The sequence below is a fragment of the Micromonospora sp. NPDC005413 genome (assembly GCF_040606435.1).
Classification (GTDB): Bacteria; Actinomycetota; Actinomycetes; order Mycobacteriales; family Micromonosporaceae; genus Micromonospora.
In genome coordinates this window covers 28,988-50,076 of the sequence record NZ_JBEXEV010000033.1, presented here as the reverse complement: position 1 = coordinate 50,076, position 21,089 = coordinate 28,988, and the positions used below count along the sequence as shown (strand labels likewise).

General features: G+C 72.7%; 19 protein-coding genes. 14 read left to right on the top strand and 5 right to left on the bottom strand.

The window, feature by feature from the left end; all coding sequences use genetic code 11:
• Positions 1-132: 132 nt before the first annotated feature.
• Entirely contained in the window at positions 133-756 is a 624-nt protein-coding gene (locus tag ABZS37_RS26690; RefSeq protein ID WP_355173300.1) for a response regulator transcription factor, read from the bottom strand.
• 83 nt (positions 757-839) lie between these two features.
• On the opposite strand from ABZS37_RS26690, the gene ABZS37_RS26685 reads away from it, so the two are divergent.
• The 5 genes from ABZS37_RS26685 to ABZS37_RS26665 all read left to right on the top strand — a co-directional run bounded on the left by ABZS37_RS26685 (position 840) and on the right by ABZS37_RS26665 (position 6,905).
• The gene (locus ABZS37_RS26685; RefSeq protein WP_355173298.1) at positions 840-1,571 is read left to right on the top strand and encodes a HAMP domain-containing sensor histidine kinase; all 732 of its coding nucleotides are present in this window, start codon (positions 840-842) and stop codon (positions 1,569-1,571) included.
• 84 nt (positions 1,572-1,655) lie between these two features.
• Entirely contained in the window at positions 1,656-2,525 is an 870-nt protein-coding gene (locus ABZS37_RS26680; protein WP_355173296.1) for a manganese catalase family protein, read from the top strand.
• Positions 2,526-2,666: 141 nt separating this feature from the next.
• Positions 2,667-4,997, top strand: coding sequence for an endopeptidase La (lon, locus tag ABZS37_RS26675; protein WP_355173294.1), 2,331 nt, complete (start codon positions 2,667-2,669; stop codon positions 4,995-4,997).
• A gap of 132 nt (positions 4,998-5,129) precedes the next feature.
• Positions 5,130-5,534: a DoxX family protein gene (locus ABZS37_RS26670; RefSeq protein ID WP_355173292.1), complete on the top strand. Its 405-nt coding sequence runs from the start codon at positions 5,130-5,132 to the stop codon at positions 5,532-5,534.
• 234 nt (positions 5,535-5,768) lie between these two features.
• Complete coding sequence (locus tag ABZS37_RS26665; RefSeq protein ID WP_355173290.1) at positions 5,769-6,905, top strand: right-handed parallel beta-helix repeat-containing protein; 1,137 nt, start codon at positions 5,769-5,771, stop codon at positions 6,903-6,905.
• 101 nt (positions 6,906-7,006) lie between these two features.
• On the opposite strand, the gene ABZS37_RS26660 is transcribed toward ABZS37_RS26665, so the two are convergent.
• Both ABZS37_RS26660 and ABZS37_RS26655 read right to left on the bottom strand, forming a co-directional pair.
• Entirely contained in the window at positions 7,007-8,740 is a 1,734-nt protein-coding gene (locus ABZS37_RS26660) for a DEAD/DEAH box helicase (protein WP_355173288.1), read from the bottom strand.
• A gap of 185 nt (positions 8,741-8,925) precedes the next feature.
• Positions 8,926-9,798 (bottom strand): hypothetical protein, encoded by an 873-nt coding sequence (locus tag ABZS37_RS26655; protein WP_355173286.1) that lies wholly within the window; start codon positions 9,796-9,798, stop codon positions 8,926-8,928.
• Between the two features lie 131 nt (positions 9,799-9,929).
• Between ABZS37_RS26655 and ABZS37_RS26650 the strand changes: the two genes are divergently transcribed.
• The 4 genes from ABZS37_RS26650 (at position 9,930) to ABZS37_RS26635 (ending at position 12,542) form a co-directional block, all read left to right on the top strand.
• Positions 9,930-11,084, top strand: coding sequence for a histidine kinase (locus tag ABZS37_RS26650; RefSeq protein ID WP_355173284.1), 1,155 nt, complete (start codon positions 9,930-9,932; stop codon positions 11,082-11,084).
• Positions 11,081-11,686 carry a response regulator transcription factor gene (locus ABZS37_RS26645; RefSeq protein ID WP_355173282.1) on the top strand — a complete coding sequence of 202 codons (606 nt, stop codon included), beginning with the start codon at positions 11,081-11,083 and terminating at the stop codon, positions 11,684-11,686. Before ABZS37_RS26650 ends, ABZS37_RS26645 begins: the two co-directional genes overlap by 4 nt.
• 100 nt (positions 11,687-11,786) lie before the next feature.
• Complete coding sequence (locus ABZS37_RS26640) at positions 11,787-11,999, top strand: hypothetical protein (protein WP_355173356.1); 213 nt, start codon at positions 11,787-11,789, stop codon at positions 11,997-11,999.
• Between the two features lie 21 nt (positions 12,000-12,020).
• Entirely contained in the window at positions 12,021-12,542 is a 522-nt protein-coding gene (locus ABZS37_RS26635) for a 2'-5' RNA ligase family protein (RefSeq protein WP_355173280.1), read from the top strand.
• Positions 12,543-12,651: 109 nt separating this feature from the next.
• Here ABZS37_RS26635 and ABZS37_RS26630 read toward each other — a convergent pair whose 3' ends face one another.
• Both ABZS37_RS26630 and ABZS37_RS26625 read right to left on the bottom strand, forming a co-directional pair.
• Positions 12,652-12,837, bottom strand: a complete 186-nt coding sequence (locus tag ABZS37_RS26630; protein ID WP_355173278.1) for a hypothetical protein — start codon at positions 12,835-12,837, stop codon at positions 12,652-12,654.
• A 302-nt stretch (positions 12,838-13,139) separates the two neighbouring features.
• Positions 13,140-15,365: a family 43 glycosylhydrolase gene (locus ABZS37_RS26625; RefSeq protein WP_355173276.1), complete on the bottom strand. Its 2,226-nt coding sequence runs from the start codon at positions 15,363-15,365 to the stop codon at positions 13,140-13,142.
• 152 nt (positions 15,366-15,517) lie between these two features.
• On the opposite strand from ABZS37_RS26625, the gene ABZS37_RS26620 reads away from it, so the two are divergent.
• The 5 genes from ABZS37_RS26620 (at position 15,518) to ABZS37_RS26600 (ending at position 21,049) form a co-directional block, all read left to right on the top strand.
• Positions 15,518-16,261: a winged helix-turn-helix domain-containing protein gene (locus ABZS37_RS26620; RefSeq protein ID WP_355173274.1), complete on the top strand. Its 744-nt coding sequence runs from the start codon at positions 15,518-15,520 to the stop codon at positions 16,259-16,261.
• Between the two features lie 240 nt (positions 16,262-16,501).
• Complete coding sequence (locus ABZS37_RS26615; protein ID WP_355173272.1) at positions 16,502-17,536, top strand: cytochrome P450; 1,035 nt, start codon at positions 16,502-16,504, stop codon at positions 17,534-17,536.
• Positions 17,533-18,330 carry an isocitrate lyase/phosphoenolpyruvate mutase family protein gene (locus ABZS37_RS26610; RefSeq protein WP_355173270.1) on the top strand — a complete coding sequence of 266 codons (798 nt, stop codon included), beginning with the start codon at positions 17,533-17,535 and terminating at the stop codon, positions 18,328-18,330. Before ABZS37_RS26615 ends, ABZS37_RS26610 begins: the two co-directional genes overlap by 4 nt.
• Before the next feature lie 156 nt (positions 18,331-18,486).
• The gene (locus ABZS37_RS26605; RefSeq protein WP_355173268.1) at positions 18,487-19,455 is read left to right on the top strand and encodes a DUF5715 family protein; all 969 of its coding nucleotides are present in this window, start codon (positions 18,487-18,489) and stop codon (positions 19,453-19,455) included.
• Between the two features lie 4 nt (positions 19,456-19,459).
• Positions 19,460-21,049, top strand: a complete 1,590-nt coding sequence (locus ABZS37_RS26600) for an asparagine synthase-related protein (protein ID WP_355173266.1) — start codon at positions 19,460-19,462, stop codon at positions 21,047-21,049.
• Positions 21,050-21,089: the final 40 nt, after the last annotated feature.

The following is a 21,089-nucleotide window of genomic DNA, read 5'->3' as shown; positions in this document are numbered from 1 at the left end:
TGTGTGCGGCGGGATGTGCCCAAAGTCTGACCTATCACCCCGGTAATCCGCAACAATATGCGTCCCATTCATTCGGCGCGTCGCGATTCCGTTACCGAGCAAAACCGTGAATCGGCGCGATGAAGGGGGAGTTCATTCGCTGAGGAGACCGGCCTGCCCGGCGATGGCCGCCGCCTCCGCCCGGTTGGAAACCCGCAGCTTGCGCAGCAACGCGGCGGTCATCCGTTTGACCGTCCGCTCCGAGACGTGCAGTTCTTCCGCGATGTCGACGGTGTTGCGGCCAGCGGCGATCGACCGCAGCAGCCGACGTTCCTCGCCGTCGAGGTCGACCGGTGTGGCCTGTGTGGGGCGCAGCAGGGCGCACAGCAAATTGGCCGGCAGCACCGCCCAGCCGTCGAGGATGGCCAGCAGCGGGGGCAGCAGTTCCTCCGCTTCGCTGGTTTTCGGCAGGAACCCCTCGGCGCCGGCCCGCAGCGCCTCCAGCGCCGGTGTGGCGTCTGCGGAACCGGACATCGCGACCACCCGTACCCGTGGGGTCGTCCGCCGGATCGCGGCCACTGCCCGGATGCCACCGGGTGGCGGCATGTGCAGGTCGACCAGGGCCAGGTCGGGGTGGCAGCGGCTGATCAGCGCCGCCGCGGCGGCGGCGTCGCCGGTCGAGGCGACCACCTCGGCACGGCCGTCGGTGGTGACGGGAAGCAGCAACTCCAGACCGCGGACGAAGAGGGGGTGATCGTCCACGACAACGAGTCGCATGGTGGAGGCTCCCGGCATGTCTGCGCCGTTCCCCAGCGGGTACCGATCATGCGGGTACGCACCGAACGAGGGGAGTCGGGTGGATGCGCGCACGCCACGGTTTGCAGGGTCTACTGCGAGGGTTGCGCCGAATCGAGCCCGCACCGGGTGACCACCGATCACCGGAGGTCGATTCCGAGTTGCTGCTGCGCGTGCTGTGCCACGAGTTCCGTACGCCGATCAGCACCCTGACCTCGCTGACCCGCGCCCTGGCCGACGAGCACCGCGAGTTGACCAGCGCCGACCGGCGGGCGATCACCGAGCTGGCCCGCGACCAGGCGGTCCACCTGCAGATCCTGCTGCGCGACGCGACCGCCGGCACCGGCGCTCTGGCCCTGGCCCCACAGTCGGAGCCGGCCGTCCCCCTCGCGGGCATCCTGCGCGAGGCCGCCGCGCTGGTGCCGGCCCGTCGACGGCGTGCGCGGGCCACCCGGAGTGCGGGCTCCTGCCCGGTGCCGGCCGGACGGACCCGGCAGGTGCTGGTCAACCTGGTGGAGAACGCGCTGCGGCACGGGCCGGCGGAGGGGGCAATCGGGCTCTACGCCACTCTGCGGGGTCCCGGTCTGAGCATCCTGGTCACCGACGAGGGGCGGGTGGACGATGCGCTGCTGGCCGCGCTGCGCCGACCGGCGCCAGCTGTCGGGATGTCCGGCCTGGGGCTGTGGATCGTGCGTCAGCTCGTCGCGACGGATGGGGGAGCGCTGCGCGTCCACCGGCTGCGGCCGCGCGGCGTGGCGCTGGAGGTGCTGCTGCCCGTGGTTCACCCGGTGCGTTGACCCCGGCGGGACACGGGTTGGCCCGGTCGGGTCACCGAGGTGGGAACGGCCTCGCTGCCGGTTTTCCCATACCGAGGGGGTCAGATGTTCAGTCATGTCAAGGACCTGCAGTTCGAGGCCAAACCGGACGGCCCGGACGCCGCGTTCGCCCGCCGATTACAGGAGGTTCTGGGCGGCAAGTGGGGCGAGATGACCGTCGCCAACCAGTACCTCTTCCAGGGCTGGAACTGCCGGCTGCCCGGCAAGTACAAGGATCTGCTGCTCGACGTCGGCACCGAGGAGATGGGCCACGTCGAGATGATCGTCACGATGATCACCCGGTTGTTGGACAACGCGCCGCTGTCGCTGTCGGAGGGCATCGCGGACAACCCCGGGGGCGCGGCGACCTTCGCCGCCTCGAACCCGGCGCACTTCATCCATGGCGGTGGTGGGGCGTTGCCCGCCGACGCCAACGGGGTGCCCTGGAACGGCTCATTCGTCACCGCGAGCGGCAACCTGCTGGCCGATTTCCAGCTCAACGTCACCGCGGAGGCGCAGGGTCGGCTACAGGTCGCCCGGTTGTTCAACATGACCGACGACCCAGGCGTCAAGCAGATGCTGCGCTTCCTGCTGGCCCGCGACACGATGCACCAGAACATGTGGCTGGCGGCGATCGAGCAGCTCAAGGAGGACGGGCTGGAGGACATGCCGGTGCCGGAGGCCTTCCCGGATTCCGGCGAGTTCACCGAGGAGTTCGGCTACACCTACCTGAGCTTCTCCTCGGGCGCCGACGCCGCCGAGGGGCGGTGGGCGTCCGGGCTCACGCCGGATGGCAAGGGCGAGTTCCGGTACGGCGACAGCCCGCGGACGAACGCCCCGGAGCCGGTTCTGCCTCCGGGGGATCCGCGGTTGTACGGCACCAACCCAGGTGCGGCCGGCTCGGTCGTCAACACGGTCAAGAGCAAGCTCACCTGACGCCTCTCGTCGGGTCGCCCGCCGGTCCCGGGCGGCTCGACGTACGGGGCCGGACAGTGGTCTGGGTCACACACCGGAACAAGGGGAACGCTTTGTTACTTGAGTGAGACACGCTCAACTCAACGCGATAGCAGGTGTTCGATGGCAACTCTTCCGGTACTTCCCCTGACCGACGCCGTGCTGCTGCCCGGCATGGTCATCCCGGTGACCCTCGACCCGACCACCCAGGCCGCGATCGACGCGGCGCGGGCGACCGGCGACCGCAAGCTGCTGGCCGTGCCCCGTATCGACGGCGAGTACGGCCCGGTCGGCGTGGTCGCCACCATCGAGAAGGTCGGCCGGCTGCCCGAGGGTGAGCCCGTCGCCGTCATCCGTGGCCTGTCCCGGGCCCGGATCGGCTCCGGCGTGCCCGGCCCCGGCGCCGCACTCTGGGTCGAGGCGACCGAACTCGACGAACCCGCTCACGCCGGCCGCGCCCGGGAACTCGCCCGCGAGTACCGCGCCCTGGTGACCTCCGTGCTCCAGCAGAGGGGCGCCTGGCAGGTCATCGACGCGGTGGAACGGATGACAGACCTTTCCGAGCTGGCCGACTCGGCCGGCTACGCGCCCTGGCTGACTCTGGACCAGAAGACCGAACTGCTCGCCGCGCCGGACGTCACCGCCCGGCTGGAGCTGCTGGTCGGTTGGGTGAAGGACTACCTGGCCGAGCAGGAGGTCACCGAGCAGATCAACAGTGACGTCCGCGAGGGGCTGGAGAAGTCCCAGCGGGAGTTCCTGCTGCGTCAGCAGCTCGCCGCGATCCGCAAGGAGCTGGGCGAGGACGAGCCGGATGGTTCGGCCGACTACCGTTCCCGGGTCGAGTCCGCCGAGCTGCCGGAGAAGGTCCGCGAGGCGGCCCTGCGCGAGGTCGGCAAGTTGGAGCGGGCCAGTGACGCCTCTCCGGAGGCGGGTTGGATCCGCACCTGGCTGGACACCGTGCTCGAGATGCCGTGGGGCACGCGTACCCAGGACAACACCGACCTGGCCGCGGCCCGGGCGGTGCTCGACGCCGACCACGCCGGTCTGGCCGACGTGAAGGACCGCATCCTGGAGTACCTGGCCGTGCGCAACCGGCGTGCCGAGCGCAACCTCGGCGTGGTCGGCGGTCGCGGTTCCGGGGCGGTCCTCGCCCTCGCCGGTCCTCCCGGGGTGGGCAAGACCAGCCTCGGCGAGTCCGTGGCCCGGGCACTCGGGCGCAACTTCGTCCGGGTCTCGCTCGGCGGCGTCCGCGACGAGGCGGAGATCCGCGGTCACCGGCGCACCTACGTGGGCGCGCTGCCCGGCCGGATCGTCCGCGCGCTGCGCGAAGCCGGCTCGATGAACCCCGTCGTGCTCCTCGATGAGGTGGACAAGCTGGCCGCCGGCTACGCCGGCGACCCGGCCGCCGCCCTGCTGGAGGTGCTCGACCCGGCTCAGAACCACACCTTCCGGGATCACTACCTGGAGGTCGACCTCGACCTGTCCGACGTGCTCTTCCTGGCCACCGCCAACGTGGTGGAGTCCATCCCCAGCCCGCTGCTGGACCGGATGGAGCTGGTCACCCTGGACGGGTACACCGAGGACGAGAAGGTCTCCATCGCCCGGGACCACCTGCTGCCCCGGCAGCGGGAGCGGGCCGGCCTGACCGCCGACGAGGTCAGCATCGCCGACGAGGCTCTCGCGCTGATCGCGGGGGAGTACACCCGGGAGGCCGGCGTCCGGCAGCTGGAGCGTGGTCTGGCCAAGATCCTGCGCAAGGTGGCGGTGGCGCTGGCGACCGACCCGTCGCCGGTACGCGTCGACACCGACAACCTCACGGGCTACCTGGGGCGGCCGAAGTTCACCCCGGAATCGGCCGAGCGCACCGCGGTGCCCGGCGTGGCCACCGGCCTCGCGGTCACGGGCGCCGGTGGGGACGTGCTCTTCATCGAGGCGACCAGCATGGAGGGCGAGCCGGGGCTGACCCTGACCGGCCAGCTCGGTGACGTGATGAAGGAGTCGGCGCACATTGCCCTCTCCTACCTGCGCTCCAACGGGCGTCGGCTCGGCATCGACCCGAACGCCCTGGCGGGACGGCGGATCCACCTGCACGTCCCGGCGGGCGCGGTGCCCAAGGACGGTCCGAGTGCCGGCATCACGATGGTGACGGCCCTGGCGTCGCTGGTCACCGGCCGCCCGGTCCGCCCCGAGTTCGGGATGACCGGCGAGGTGACGCTCTCCGGTCGGGTCCTGCCGATCGGTGGGGTGAAGCAGAAGCTGCTCGCCGCGCACCGGGCCGGCCTCACCGAGGTGATCATCCCGGCGCGCAACGAGCCCGACCTGGACGACCTGCCGACCGAGGTGCGCGAGGCGCTGACCGTGCACACCCTGGCCGACGTGGCCGACGTGCTCGCCCTGGCGCTGCGCCCGGCCGACGTCGAGGCGCTGGACCCTCCGGCGCTCGCCGCCGCCTGACGCTCCGACCAGAGGGACCCCCGCCGTCTTACCGACGGCGGGGGTCCTTCTGGTACGCGCGGAGGGGTCTACTGTCTCGCTTGAACTTTCAACTACCTCTCCGCCGCGAGGCGGCCCCCTGGAGGAACCCCCGTGAACGTGGTGCTCTGGATCATCCAGATTCTGCTCGCTGTCGTCTTTGCCGGCGCCGGCGTGGCCAAGCTGACCCAGCCCAAGGAGAAGCTGCGCGACATGATGCGGTGGGTGGACCCGGTCCCGCCGACCCAGGTCAAGGCGCTCGGCGCCGTCGAGCTGCTGGCCGCCATCGGGCTGGTGCTGCCCCCGCTCACCGGCATCGCCACCGTGCTCACCCCCCTCGCCGCGGTCGGGCTGGTCATCGTCATGATCGGCGGCATTCTGGTGCACCTGCGCGACATGAAGAAGCAGGACACCGAGGAGCGGCGTAAGGCGGAAATCCAGGGCGCGATCACCTGCACGGTGCTGCTCGTCCTCGCCGCCGTGGTGGCGTGGGGCCGCTTCGGCCCGTACTCCTTCTGATCCGCGGCGCCGGCGACCGTCCTACCCCGGCGGTCGCCGGCAGAGTGCTTCCGTCGGTCAAGCACGTCGATCGGGCGCCGACCGTGCGCGGTCACAGCGGACGGTGATCCGCTGTAGAGTCTGCCCGCTGCTCGATGTGGCACACAACGGGAGAGAGTCATGGAACCGATCGTGAGTGCGCCTGGTGCGGTACCGCCGGCAGTGCCGCAACGGTCAGATCCAGCGGGACGGCGGATGGGGCGGCGGCTGCTCTTCGCCGGCGGCGCGGGCGCTGCGGTAGCGACGACGGTCGCCACCCTGGCGGGTGCGGAACAGACCGGTTCGCCCTCGGTCACGACCGTGCGGGAGGCCCCGCTCAGCCTGCGGGACCCCCGGGTCGGCTGCCTGCTCGACGGCAGTGACGAGTCCGAAAAGGTCGCCACCGCGCTGAGTCTGCTGCCGTCCGACGGCGGGGAGATCGTCCAGCCGGTGGGCAGACTCGGTCTCGGATCGGAGATCGTGTTCCCGACGAGCGTGACCTGGACCGGAGAGAACATCGGCTCGGCGATCATTCAGCCGGCTCCGGGTTACACCGGTCGTCTGATCTCGACCGGAAAGTACAACCAGGTCTCCAACGTGCACTTCCACGGCATGCGGACCTCGAACGTGCTGATGACCGTCCGTGGCCCCCGATCCACCTTCCACCACCTGCACTTCAGCAACTCGGGCAGCCACGCCATCGAGTTCGTCGGTATTGATGCGAACACCAGCGCCCACGCCAACAAGATCACTGACATCAATATCGAGGACTGTCTCGGCTTCGGCATCTTCGTGAACGCCGTGGCATACGACAACGAGTTCCTCAATATCTGGGTCGGTGAATGCCAGACCGGGATACGACTGCACGACGGTTCCTGCTTCTTCGACAATCTCCACGTCTGGGGGTGCGTCGGCAACGGCGTCGAGCTGCGCGACAGCGCCCATCGAAACATCTTCCAGAACGTCTACCTGGAGTCGAACGGCACGGGTGGCACCGGCAGCGGAGCCGAACTGCGGCAGGTCTGGGGAAATCAGTTCATCGGCGGCCGGCTGTGGCGTAACGCCTCCAACGGCATCGAGGTCTCCTCGTCCGGACGTACCCGGATCATGGGTCTCGACATCCACGAGAATGGTGCGAACGGGGTCCGTGGCCGCGATTCCACCATGTGCCAGGTGATCGGCAACCAGTTCTACGACGACGCGACGCCCCGTCGGCAGGATCGGCCGATCATGACGTTCGGTAGCAGCAACCACTGGATCGTCAGCAACAATGTGATGCGCGCCTTCGACCATGTCTCCGGCGGCAGATCGCTGGTCGGCGCCAACAACGTCCTCAGCGGAAACGTCGAGTAGCAGTCGGGGCGACGCCCGGTCACCGCCCCACCGCAGCCTTCAGATCAGTGGCGCTCGCAGCGCCGGCGACCGTCGTACCCCGGCGGTCGCCGGCGGCGTGCTCAGCGCTCGTCGCCCCCGCGGTCCCGGCGCACGGTGGCCTTGCGGCCCTTGATCGTGCTGGAGCGCAACCCGGAGATCACCTCGTCGGCCACCCCCTGCGGCACCTCGACCAGCGAGAACCGGTCGGCGATCTCGATCGAGCCGATGTCCCGGCCGCGGATGCCGGTCTCCCCGGTGATCGCGCCGACCAGATCCTGCGGGCGCACCCCGGCGCGCCGGCCCAGGCCGACGAAGACCTGGACGGTGTTGCCGCCGCCGGAACGCGGCCGGCCACCGCCACGGCGATCGCCGCCGCGGCCGCCATCCTCCGGTCGGCCCTCGCGCGGGCCGCGCACCGGCACCTGCGGGATCTCCTCATCGTCGTCGGAGCCCGGCGAGGCCACCTCGTGCGCGAGCTTCACCGCGGCGAGGGCGACCTCCATCAGATCGAACTCGTCGGTCAGCGTCTCCACGATCACCCGGAACGGGTCGAGGTCGTCCTCCAGCAGGCTCTCCCGCAGCGCCGCCTGGGTCAGCTCCAACCGGCGGGTCCGCATGTCCGCCACCGTGGGGATCTTGTCTATCGTGATCCGCTGGCCGGTGACCCGCTCGATGGTCTTGAGCATCCGGTGCTCTCGCGGCTCGGCGAGGGTGATCGCCACGCCCTCGCGGCCGGCCCGGCCCACCCGGCCGATGCGGTGCACGTACGACTCCGGCGCCGACGGCACGTCGTAGTTGACCACGTGGGTGAGCTGCTCGATGTCCAGCCCACGGGCCGCCACGTCGGTGGCCACCAGCAGGTCGGCCGTGCCCGCCCGCAGCCGGCCCATCACCCGGTCGCGCTGTTCCTGGCTCATGCCGCCGTGCAGCGCCTCGGAGCGGTAGCCCCGGCCGTTCATCGTCTCGGTCAGCCGGTCGACCTCCTCCCGGCTGCGGCAGAACACGATCGCGGCGGTGGGGGACTCCACGTCCAACACCCGGCCCAGCGCGGCCGGCTTGTGCGCCCGCGTCACGATGTAGGCGCTCTGCCGCACCCGGGGCGCCTCACCCGCGACCGCCTGCTCGCGGCCGATCTCGATCCGGACCGGCTCGCGCAGGTGCTGCCGGGCCATCCCGTCGATCCGGGACGGCATGGTGGCCGAGAAGAGCACCGTCTGGCGCTGCGCGGGGGCGTGCTCCAGGATTGCCTCGATATCCTCGGCGAAGCCCATGTCGAGCATCTCGTCGGCCTCGTCGAGCACCACCGTGGCCAGCCCGCCCAGGCGCAGGGTGCCCCGGGCGATGTGATCGAGGGCACGCCCGGGGGTGGCCACCACCACGTCGACGCCGCTGTCCAGTGCCCGCAGCTGCCGCCCGATCGGCTGCCCACCGTAGATCGGCAGCACCCGCGCGCCCAGGTCCTTGCCATAGCGGTGGAACGCCTCGGAGACCTGCACCGCCAGCTCCCGGGTCGGCACCAGCACCAGCGCCACCGGGTCGCCGCCCTGGCGGTGTGCCGTCATGAGGTTCAGCAGCGGCAGCGCGAACGCCGCCGTCTTGCCGGTGCCGGTGGCCGCCTGACCCAGCAGGTCCCGACCCTCCAGCAGCGGTGGGATCGCCTCCCGCTGGATGGGGGTCGGCTCCTCGTACCCGAGGGCGGCCAGCGCGCCCAGCAGCTCGGCCCGCAGCCCGAGCTCGGTGAAGGCGTTCACCTCGTCGGTGCCGGCGGGGGTGGCGTCGGTCGGTGCGTCGTGCTGTGCAGGTGCGGAACTCATGTGCCAAGCCTTTCATCATGCCGGGACGACCGCTGCGCCGACCGGCACAAGAGTGTGCCGCGCCCCATGCCGCGCCGGTTCACGTTGTGCGCAACCGCAGCGAAAATGGTGCCTCCACGACGCCTGAGACACCACTTTCCCTGTTCTTACGGATCTTGCCAACCGGGCACGGCGGGTGGTCTCGGTCAGGCGTTGGTGGTCAGGATTGCCAGGATCATGATTCCCGCGAGTGCCGCGTCGAGCACGCCGCACCACTCCGCGTACCCGCGCGGCACCACCCGGCCGATGCGGTGGTGGACCAGGTCCCAGCCGGCGTGCGCCAGCCAACCGAACGCCACCAGCCACTCGGCCGTCCGCCCGCCGGCAGCGACCGCGACCAGCGTCAGGGCAACCCAGCCGACCAGGCCGACCAGTTGGGTGGCGAGCACCCCCGGCCCGTGCAGCGTGCCGCGGACCACGCCGATCACCAGATAGCCGCCGGCCAGCACCAGCATCGTCCACGGGCTGAGCACGCCCGGGTCGACCCACATGTCGACGGTCATCAGCAGCGCCAGCCCGGTCGGCCAGCGGCGGGCGAGCGCCACCACGACCGGGTGCCAGCGCACCGCAACCGGAGTCTCGTGCCGGTGCCGTACCGCCACCAGCACCATCGCGGGAATCATCAGCAGATGACCGCCGAGCAGTAGCGCGTCACCATCAAGCAGGCCGGCCCAGAACGGCACGAGCAGCAGCAGGAACGGAACGTACATCGCCGCCGCCATCTCACCGACCGCCGGCCATCGGTGCGCCCGGTAGCGCATCCACACCGTCATCCCGACGGTCATGTTCGTGGCCATCACCAGCGCGGCCACATCCGGGCGGCCCAGTGATCCGGCGAACCCCGACACGCCGCCGACCGCGTCCCACACCGGGCCGAGGAGCAGCATCCCGGCGATCATCGCGAGCGCCATCTCGCCGAGGTGCCACAGCAGTCGCCGCCTGTCGCCGCCGGGTGGTGCCGGCCGCGGCGCAGCCGACGGTACGACCATGGTGTCCGCGTACATCCGTGTCTTCTCCATGCCGTTGACCCTGCCGGCGTTCCGGCGCGGTCGGCAGGCTCGTCCGTCACCGGAATCCCGTGCGAATCGCACGGTCCAACCGTGACGTTCGCAGGGGTGGACCGGGCGCGGGGCGGTCCTAGGATCGGTGCGTGGCGAGCGAGGCGGTGATTCCCCGGGCGGACCGCCGGCTGCACCGGGCCCGGCAGGCGACGCTGTTGTCGCTGGCCGCCGGCGTCTGGGCGAGCGTCCTGTTGCCGGCGGTCGGCCTGACTCGCGAGCCCGACCCGGGCCGGGTGGCGCTCGGCGCGGTCGGCATCCTCGCCTTCGTGATCGCCCAGACCGTGGTGCTGTACGCGGCCGTGACGCCATGGCTCGACCCCCGTTGGCGGCGGCGCGCCCAGCTGGGTCTGGCCGGGGTGGCGGTGCTGACCGTTCCGCTGGTGGGGCCGGTGGCGGCCGGCAGTTGGCCGACCTGGGCCTGGCTCGGTGCGGCGCTGATCGGCATGGCCCCGCTGCTGGTGCGACTGCGGGCCGCGCTGGCGTTGGCGGCCGGCGTCCTGCTGGTGGCGGTGGCGGTCGCCTGGTGGACCGGTGGCTCCGTCGGGCGCCACCTCGCCGTGACCGGGGGGATCGGGATCGCCGTCGCCGTCGTCAACGGGTTCCAGATCTGGTTCTGGGACCTGCTCGTGGAGGCCCGGCAGGGTCAGGCAGCCCAGGCCAGGCTGGCCGCCGCCGAGGAGCGGCTGCGCTTCGCCCGCGACGTGCACGACGTGCTGGGGCACAGCCTCACGGTCATCGCGTTGAAGGCCGAACTCGCCGCCCGGCTCGCCCCGGTCGACCCGGAACGGGCCGGGCGGGAAGCCGCCGAGGTGCAACGGTTGGCCGCGTCCGCGCTGACCGAGGTGCGGGAGACCGTGCACGGCTACCGAGCCGTCGACCTCGACGAACAGCTCGCCGCGGTCGTGGGGGTGCTGCGCTCCTGCGGGGTGCGGTGCACGGTCCCGCCGCCGCCGGTGGACCTGCCGCAGCCCGTCGCCACCGAGTTGGCGGCGGTGCTGCGCGAGGCGGGCACCAACGTGCTGCGGCACAGCCGGGCCGACTGGTGCCGGATCCGCATCGATCGGGAGGACGACGTGGCCAGGATGACAGTGGCCAACGACGGCGCCGCCGACCGTGGCCCGGACGCGCACAGCCACGGCCTGCGCGGATTGGCCGACCGGCTCGCCGCGGCCGGGGGCGAGTTGCGGGTACGCCGCGAGGACGCGGTGTTCATCCTCGAGGCCACCGTGCCGGTGCCGTCGTGATCCGCGTCCTGCTCGCCGACGACGAGGACCTGATCCGGGTCGCCGTCGCCGCGCTGCTTGGCCTGGAGCCGGACATCGAGGTGGTGGCACACGCCGCCGACGGCCCGACGGCGGTCACCGCGACACTGGCGCACCGCCCGGACGTGGCCGTGGTGGACCTGGAGATGCCCGGCCTGGACGGCATCGCGGTGGCCGCCGAGCTGACCCGGGCCCGACCCGAATGCGCGGTGGTCGTGCTGACCGGGCACGGCCGTCCCGGGCACCTGCGCCAGGCGCTGACCGCCGGCGCCCGAGGGTTCCTGCCCAAGGGCGCGCCGGGTGGTGCGCTCGCCGACGTGATCCGCCGGGTGCACGGCGGCGGTCGGTACGTCGACCCGTCGCTGGCCGCCGACGCGCTGACCCTGCCCCCGTGCCCGCTGACCCCTCGGGAACTGGAGACGCTGCGGCTGGCGGAGTTCGGGGCCCCGGTCGCGGTGATCGCCCGCCGGGTGCACCTGTCCACCGGCACCGTGCGCAACCACCTCTCCGCCGCCGTGCAGAAGCTCGGCGCGGTCGACCGCGCCGAGGCGGCACGCACCGCCCGGGACAACGGCTGGCTCTGACCCCGCGGCGTCCGCTGCGGTGATCATGAAGTTAGCGACGTCGGTGTCGGCGTGACGTGACGCTGAAGGTGCCGTCGGCGGTGATGTCGAAAACGCGGAGGTGGTTCGGTTCCTGTCGGGTGTCGACGACGTAGAGCTGCCAGCTCGGATCGGTGAACCAGATCGTGCCGTCGGCGCGGGTGACTCGCCGGTTGCCCAGGCGGCGCTACGCAGCATCTTCGACATCGGCGGAGTAACCGGCACCCAGACCATCGTCGTGCTCGAGACATTCCTCGAACGTCCGGTGAGCGTGCTCGACCGGACCGAGCCGTAGCCGTCGGGCTAGCGTGGGGAGGTGCGCACGGTCGAGGTGATCTGTTCGGCGGAGCTGGACGACGCGGTCCGGGCCGCCTGGGACCGGCTGGCCGCGGCCGGGCTGCCCAGCCTGGCCCGCAACACCCATCCGACCAACCGGCCGCACCTGACCCTCGCGGCGGTGGACGAGTTCCCGCCCGGCGCCGAGCACCGTCTGGCTGGCCTGTTCGACGCCGCGCTGCCGGTGCCGGTCACGCTCGACCGCATCGTGGTTCTCGACGGCAGCGCGCCGTTGGACTGGCTCGTCCGACCCACGCCGGCGCTGACCGCGCTGCACGCCGCCGCCGGGGACGTCCTCGCCTCTGCCACCGGACACCGTCCGTGGCACGCGCCGGGCGCGTGGGTGCCGCACCTGAGCCTGGCGCTGCGGTTCCGCAACGCGGACCTGCGGCTCGCCAGGGCCGTCGCCGGCGGTCAGCGACCGATGGGCGCGTTCGTCGCGGCTCGAAGCTACGACGGCACTGACCGGTCCGTGACGCCGCTGATCCGCCAGCAACGCTGATCTCCCGCGACCGTCGGTTGGCGTCCTCCGCAGCTGACCGCTCAGCGACTTGCGGAGATCGCTGGGGACCCGGACTACTGAGCCGTTCAGCGGCCATCGGCTGCCGCCGCTACAGGTCGTCGTCCTCGGAGCGCGGCAGGTGGGTCCAGTGCGCAACGGTGGCGTCGCCCGGGACCGGCGCATTCGGACCTGCGGAGGCTTCGGCCTGCCGGACGCGGTGGACGACGTCCGCCGGCCCGTCGGCGGCGAGCAGGTGCAGGACGCCGGGCCAGTCGGTCAGGCCGTACGGGCTCACGATGCGGCTGGCGCCGGGGCGCCGAGCAGATGCGTCTGGCGGTGACCTCACGCTCGTCCGTGATGACCTGCAGGCCGTCGCTGGCCTGGTCGAGGACGAGGAAGGAGTCCGCCAACAGGAGGTGCTCCAGGCTGCCCCGGTGGGCGCGGACCACCAGAACGGTCGCCTGCATCCCGATCAGCCGACCGCGACGCTCACCGCGCCGAGCCCGCCCGGCTGGTGGCACGCCGCCGCGGAACGGCACGTGCAGAAGGGCCCCCGTCCAACGCGCCAGGCGTTGACGGAGGGCCCTTCCGCACGACTCAGCGGTAGAAGCGCAGGTAGTCGAACTCGGCGGTGACCGGCGACTCGGCGCCGCCGTGCGCGACCAGCCCGATCCGGGGGGTGGTGTCGGCCGGGAAGGTCCACACCGCACCCCACGTCCAGCTCCGCCCGTCCCGGCTGGAGCCGGCCCGGAACTCGTGCTCCCCGGTGGCCGGGTCGACGTGGTGCGCCAGCCGCAGCCAGGTGGTGGTGGCCGGGGCGCCGACGATGCTGCCGCCGTAGACCGGTTGGCCGGCGAAGGGCACCTCGTAGCCGTACTCGACCTGCCGGGTGTTCCAGATCGCCACCTGGGTCAGCCGGGCGAACCGGTCGTCATCCACGTAGGCGACCAGGCCGGCCTGCTGATAGTTGCGGATGGTCTCCTCGCCCAGGTCCAACGTCACCTTCGTCTCGACGACGTAGTTGCCACTCGGCGCGTCGCGCAGCAGCACGCCCGCCGTGTTGCCGGTACCGGTCAGGTCGGCGGCCTGCACCGGCCAGCGCAGCGCGCCGCCGGCGACGGCGGCGCTCGGGTCCTCGCGTACCCACCGCCAGTCGCCGTCCAGCCCGTCGCTGAACTCGTCGGAGTACGCCCGCAGCGGCGCCCCGGTCCGGGGCTCGGGCACCGCCCGCTTCGCCGGCTGGAACAGTCGGGCCACGCTGACGTTGTCGAACTCGGCCTGGCCACCGGTGGCGATCAGGCCGGGTCGACCCCCGACCGGACGGTCCAGCCGCAGCGACACCACGGCGAGCTGGTCGCCGAGGCGGGCCGGGCTCAGCTCGGCGACGAGCTGCTGCCCGCGTACCTCGATTGCCAGGTTGTGCGGGTCGGCCAGGTCGAGCCCGGCGGGCAACGGCGCGGTGGCCCGGCGGTGGCCGTCGCTGGCGACGAGCCGGCCGCCGGCCGCGTCGACCCGGACCTCGGTGCGGTCGCCCAGGGTGAGCCCGGCGCTGGCCGCGCCGGTGAGCCGCAGGTCGGCCTCCGCGCGCACGTCCGCCCCCACGGTGGTACGGCTGGTCAGCGCGCCGTTGCCGGTGAGCCGGCCGTCGGCGACCCGCCACTCGCCGGCGTCGCGTCGCCAGCCGGTCAGCCCGGCGGTGTCGAACCGGTCGTCGACCCGGCCGGTCGTCACCGGCGCGGGCCGGGCGCCCTCGGACGGGCCGGCACCGGCGTTCACCGTCGGCCAGCCGTCGATCCAGTCCAGCCGGTCCAGCAGCATCGGGCGTTCGTTGATGCCGAACGGCTCGTCCAGGTACGGGTCGGCGCGGTCGATCGCGTGGTAGACGATCCAGTCCTGACCGGACAGGTCGGTGAGGAAGCCGTTGTGTCCGGCGCCGATCCACCGGTTGCCGTTCTGGGTGAGCACCGGCGTGCCACCGGCCCGGGACGCGGTCAGCGCGACGCCGTCGCGGTCGGTGAACGGGCCGCGAGGGCTGCGCGCACGTCCGACCTGGACCGAGTAGCCCGTTGCCGGTCCGGCGCAGCAGTTCGCGGTGGAGGCGAACAGGTAGTACCAGCCGTCGTGGCGCAGCACGTAGCTGCCCTCGAACTTGTTGTCGATCGCCACCTGCGTCGGTGTGCCCACGGCGGTCAGTCCGTCGGGGCTGAGCTCGGTGACCGAGATGCCGCCGTAGTAGCTGCCGTAGTAGAGGTAGCTGCGGCCGTCGACGTCGGTGAACTGGCTGGGGTCGATCGTCCACAGGTAGCCGCCACCACCGCCGGGACGGGGGGCGACGACCGGTTCGGCGGCGAAGGTCCACGGCCCGGTCGGGGTGGGGGCGGTGGCCGCGCCGATGGCGTAGTCGCTGCCCTCGGTGGAGACGGTGGTGTCGGTGACCGTCACGTACATGACCCAGCGGTCGCCGAGGCGGCGCACGTCAGGTGCCCAGAAGGCCGCCCCGGAAGCCGCGTACGGCGGGCGCTGGTCGGGGCCGAACGCGTCCCCGACGTACGTCCAGTCGACCAGGTCGGCCGAGCGGGCGGTGGGCACCCGGTGGAACTCGTGCTCGCCCTCGCGCAGGGGGTCGGTGGTGCCGTAGGCGTACCAGAAGCCGTCGTCGCCGCGGACGATGACCGGGTCGGCGAACGTGTCGCCCACGCCGACCGAGATCGGATTGCGGTAGCGGGACGGACCGTCGGAGCCGGCCGCGGGTAGGGGCGCGGTCGCGGCCAGGATCAGACCGAGCGCGGCGGCGAGCGCGCCGCCGCGGCGAAGGTGTCGCATGTGGACCTGCCTCGGGGGAGTGGGCGGTGTGTGCCCTAGTTCTTACAACGATGGATACAACGTTGTAAAGAGATGCGCATCCGCAGTGTGGGCCGGCACGTACGCCGGACCCGGCCGTTCGGCGCGTCGACGGTCGGGGCGATGATGGGGCCATGAGCGGTGGCACCGAGGGGCGGGGGATGGCCGAGCTGGCCGCTCTGCTGGCCGATGGCACGCGGGCCGGCATCTGCCTCGCGCTGCTCGACGGCCGGGCCTGGACGGCCGGGGAGTTGGCCCGCCGTGCCGGGGTCGCGCCGTCCACGGCCAGCGACCATCTCACCCGGCTGGTCCGGGGCGGGCTGCTGGTCGAGGAGCGGCAGGGGCGGCACCGCTACCTCCGGCTGGCCGGGCCGTCGGTGGCCCAGCTGATCGAGCACCTGGCCGGACATGCCCCGGCCCCATCCGCGCCGACCGGCTCGCTGCGCAAGGCGACCGCCAGCGCCGCGTTGACCTACGCCCGGACCTGCTATGACCACCTCGCTGGGCGGCTGGGCGTGCTGATGTACGACGCGCTCCTGGCCGACGGACGGCTGGACCGGTCCAGCGGGTTGGCGCTGACCGCCGACGGGTGGGCGTGGGCGACCGAACTGGGCGTACCGGTGGAGGTGCTGCGCACCGCTCGACGCCCGGTGGTTCGCGACTGCCTGGACTGGACCGAGCGCCGCCCGCACCTGGCCGGAGCACTCGGCGCGGCGCTCTGCCGCCGTTTCACCGACCTGGCCTGGATCACCCAGGGCAGTGGCCGCGCGGTCCGTCTCACCCCGGCCGGCCGCGCCGCCCTGGCCGAAACCCTGGACGTCCCCGAAAGCGCCCTCGCCCCCGCCTCGCCCCCGGCGCCCACCAGCGGCCGAGCCTGACCCAAGGGTCGCCGGCCAGCGGCGCAGGGGGCACAACATCCTGGATCGAGTGGCCTCCGGCGCCGCCGAAGGCCACTCCATCCACGATCGAGCACGATCTTGGGGGCGTGGCGGGCAGGGCGGGCCGGGCGGGCAGGGCGGGCCGGGCGGGCAGGGCGGGCCGGGCGGGACGGGGGCGGCGTGCGGCGTGGGCGGGATTGTTCGGTGAGGGGCGAAGGGTTCGGCTTCTACGGTCGGGCGGTGACTGACAGATGGCCTGCCATTGCTCCCGCTGCGGAAACGCCCGACTGCGGCCCGCCCTCGTTCGCGCCTGGGCGCGGTTGGTGGCTGACGCGGCACGCCGACGTGCGGGCGGCGCTGACCGACCCGGCCTTCCGGGTGCCGGCCGTCGACAGCGGGCCGCCCGGCACGCTCGCCTGGCTGCGCGCCTCGGTCAGCCGGTTCAGTCCGCCGCAGCGGCACGCCGAGCGCCGGGCGATCGTGGTGACCGCGCTGGGCGAGCTGGACCCGGACGAGCTGCGGCACGAGGCCGCCCGGCTGACCGTCGCCGTCCTGGACCGGGCCGGTGACCGCCTCGACGTGATGGGTGCGCTGGCCCGGCCGGTGCCGCTGCGGGTGCTGGCCGTCCGCCTCGGTCTCGCCGATGCGGCAGCCGCCGGGACGGCGGTCGCGGTCGTCGCCGCGGCGTACCACCCGGGGGTTGATCCGGCGCTGGCCCGGCGGGCCGACCGGGCGGTGGCCACGCTGCTGGCGCTCGCGCCGCCGGCCGCACCGGAGGTACGGGCGAACCTGATCGGTCTGCTGGTCCAGGCGTGCGACGCGACCGCCGGCCTGATCGGCGCCGCCGCCCACCACCTGCTGCCCCCGCCCGACCATGGACCACCGGTCGCGGCGGGGACGGCCGAGGTGTTGGCCGAGGTGCTGCGGCTCGACCCGCCGGTGCGGGCGACCCGCCGAGTCACCACCTCCGCGGTGTGCGTGGGCGGGCAGGATCTGCCGTCGGGTAGCCCGGTGCTGCTGCGGTTCGACGCGGCCAACCGCGACCCGAGGGTGTTCGCCGAGCCGGCGATGTTCCGACCGGGTCGGCACGACGCTGGGCTGCTCACCTTCGGGGCGGGAGAGCGCGGCTGCCCCGGCGACCGGCACGCCCTGGCCCTCGCCGGCGGGGTGCTTGACGTGCTGCGCGAACGCTGTCGGCGCACCCGGGCCGACCTACGCCACGAGCCGCACCCGACCCTGCGTGTTCCGACGAGCCTGGAAGTGAGCGTCCGATGACCGACCACCGTGCGGAGTTCCGCGCCCTGCACCACACCGGGCGACCCCTGCTGCTGCCGAACGCCTGGGACCACGCCTCGGCGGCGGCGCTGGCCGCGCGCGGGCACGCGGCGATCGGCACGACCAGTCTCGGGGTCGCCGCGGCCGCCGGCCGACCCGACGGCACCGGGGCCACCGCCGCGGAGACCCTGGCCCTGGCCCGTCGGCTCGCCAAGCTGCCGGTGCTGCTCAGCGTCGACATCGAGGCCGGGTTCAGCGATGATCCGGCGGCGGTCGCCGGGTACGTGGCGGAGCTGGCCGGGCTTGGCGTGGTCGGGATCAACCTGGAGGACGGGCGGGCCGACGGCACTCTCGCCGACCCCGAGGGCACCGCCGACAAGATCGCCGCGGTGAAGGCGGCGGTGCCGGGCCTGTTCGTCAACGCCCGGACCGACACCTGGTGGCTCGGGATGGATGACCCGCTGCCGCAGACTCTCGCTCGTGCCCGCGCCTACCGGGCCGCCGGCGCCGATGGGATCTTCGTGCCCGGCATCGTCGACCTCGCCACGCTGCACGTGCTCACCGAGCGGATCGACGCTCCGGTGAACGCGCTGTACCAGCCGGGCGGGCCGGGGCTGGCCGAGCTGGGCGGCGCCGGGGTCGCCCGGGTCAGCACCGGCTCCCTGCTGTTCCGGGCAGCGCTGGCCGCCGCGCTCGCCGCCGCCGACGGGGTACGCGCTGGTGGGCTCGCGGCGCCGGAGGGGCTGCCGTCGTACGCCGAGGTGCAGGGCCTGGTGCCGGCGGACGGCGACTGACGGGCCGCACCCCCGCCGCCGATCCAGCGCGCCCAACCGGACGGCCCGCTCCCTTCGGGGTAGATAGGAGGATTGTTCGGTCTATTCCGGTCCCGATGATTACGGTGTGTTCTAGGGCGAACCACCCAGTGCCGTGACCGGAGAGAGGGACCCGTCATGCGAGTGCCCAGCCGTAGCCCGGGACAGCAACCCGGTTCGCCCGTGTCGCCCACCGCCCCGGCTCGCCGCCGGCCCTCTGGCGCGCCACCCCGCCGCCTTCCCGCCGCCGCGCCCGACCTGGCCGCCTACCGGGCCGCCGTCGCCGAGCTGCTGGTCGAGGTCGGTGCCCTGGCTGACGCGGCGAGCACCCGGGCTCGGCAGGTGCTCATCGACGAGCGGTTGCGTGAGCCTGCGCTCGCCGCAGTCCTCGACGCCACCCCGCAGGGGCTGATCGGCGCGCGCGAGACGCTGCTGCTGGAGATGGCCCGCTACCAGCCGAACGAGCGAACGTCGGCGCGGAACCTCACCGCGCTGGTCCGGATCTACCTGCTCTCCCGCATCGACGTGCTGTGGTGGCAGGACGCCCCGACCTTCGTCACCGACGACCAGGTCAACGGCAGCGCGGACCTGGTCGACCTGGAGTGGCTGCGCCGCCGCGACCTGCTGCGCTTCCGCTACCAGGAGCAGCCCGCCACCATGCTGGGCCGGGCCGCGCGCGGGCTGCGTCGCCGGCTGCAACCGGACTCCACCCCGCGCACCGCCGGGCTGCTGTTCCGCCGCGCCCGGCGCGAGGTGGTGGCGCTGCTCAACGAACTCGGACGTGAGTTCGCCGCTGCCGCGCCTCCGGCCACCCCACCGCTCTGGGTGACCAGCCTGGTCCGCAGTGCCGAGCACCAGTACCGGCTGCGCCGCCTGGGCTACGCCGCGATGCTGCCCAGCGGGCACTGCCTCGGCTATTCGGTCGACGTCGAGCTGGCCTGGTTCGAGCGTTTCGGTGCGCGGGACACCCTGGCGGAGCTGCTGCTGGCCCGGCAGGAGACCGGGGAGCTGAACGTGATCGACGAGGGGCAGGCCTGGCACCTGTGTCTCGCGCCCACCGCCCGGCGTCGCCTACGCCGGGCGTACGAGACCGAGATGGGGGTCTGAGCCGATGTGCGGCATCGCGTTGAGTATCGGCCCCGAAGCCGACCCGGCGACCTTCCGGCGGATGCTCGCCGTCCTGGCGCCCCGCGGCGAGGTGACCGAGACCCGGTCCGAGAACGGGCTGCTCGCCGGCACCCGCCGGCTGCGCGTCGTCGACCGGGACCGGGCGGTGCAGCCGTGGACCTCGACCGACGAGCGCTGGCTGCTCTGCTTCAACGGCGAGATCTTCAACTACCGGGAGCTGCGGACGCAGCTGACCCGCCTGGGGCAGGCGTTCCGTACCGAGAGCGACACCGAGGTGCTGCTCGCCGCGTTCCAGCAGTGGGGCGAGGCGGCCGTGACCCGGCTACGCGGTGAGTACGCCTTCGCGGTCGTCGAGCGGGCCACCGGCCGGGCGTACCTGGCCCGCGACCCGCTCGGGGTCAAGCCGCTGTACTGGTCCCGCCGGCCCGGCTGCCTGCACCTCGCCTCCGAGGTCAAGGCGCTCGTCGGGCATGGCGCTCCGATCGCCGAGGTGCCGCCCGGGCACCATGGTTGGGCGGATGCGGACGGACACGTGCGACTGAGCCCGTACGTGGACCTGCTCGCCATCGGCGAGGACCTGCCGGTCATCGACGACCCGGACGAGGCGGCGCTGCTCGTCCGTGCCGCGCTGAGCGACGCGATCCGAATGCGGGTGGACACCGACCTGACCGTCGGGGTGGTGCTCTCCGGCGGGTTGGACAGCTCGTTGACCCTGCGGCAGGTGCGGGACATCCACCCGGACTGCGTGGCGGTGACGGTCGGTGTGGCGGACAGCCCCGACGTGGCGTACGCCCGGCGGCTCGCCGCCGATCTCGACGTGCCGCACGTGGTGGTCGAGCTGCGCCCGCGCGACATCCGGCTCGCCGACGTACGCGAGGCCATCCGGATCTCCGAGTTGACCGAGTACGGCGACATCATCAACGCGGTCGTCTCGGTGCCGATCTTCCGTCGGCTGCGTGACCTGGGCATCAAGGTGGTGCTCACCGGCGACGGCTCCGACGAGCTGTTCGGCGGGTACCCGATGTATCACCAGGTCGGCCCGAGCGCGGCCCGTCGACTGTTCCTGCACCGGATCCGCAATCTGTGCCGTACGGAGTTGCAGCGGGTCGACCGGGCCGCCATGGGGCACGGGGTGGAGGCGCGGGTGCCGTTCCTCGACCTCAGCGTGGTGGAGCTGGCGATGCGGCTGCCACTGGATCTGAAGCTGCGCCACGGGCAGGAGAAGTGGATCGTCCGGCGGGCGTTCGCCGACGTGCTGCCCGACTACATTCTGCGGCGCGCGAAGAACCCGATGTCGTACTCGTCGGGCCTGCACGAGCGGGTCCGGTTGTACAAGCCGCTCTTCGCCCGGCTGCACCGCTCGTTCGGCTACGACCTGCAGGAGCCGGTCCGCCGGGACTTCGACACCGTGCTGACCCGGTGCGGCAACGACCTGGACCTGGCCCTCGCCGACGGGCAGACCCGGCCCGACTACACGGTCCTGGAGCACGCCCGCGATCTGGTTGGCGCGGCGAAGTGGAACGCCGCGCCGATGGTCCGCCGGTTGGTCGGCCCGCGTCCGGCGCGGGGCTGATCGGTCCTGCCCAGCGCCAGGTCCGATCGCCGCCAGCATT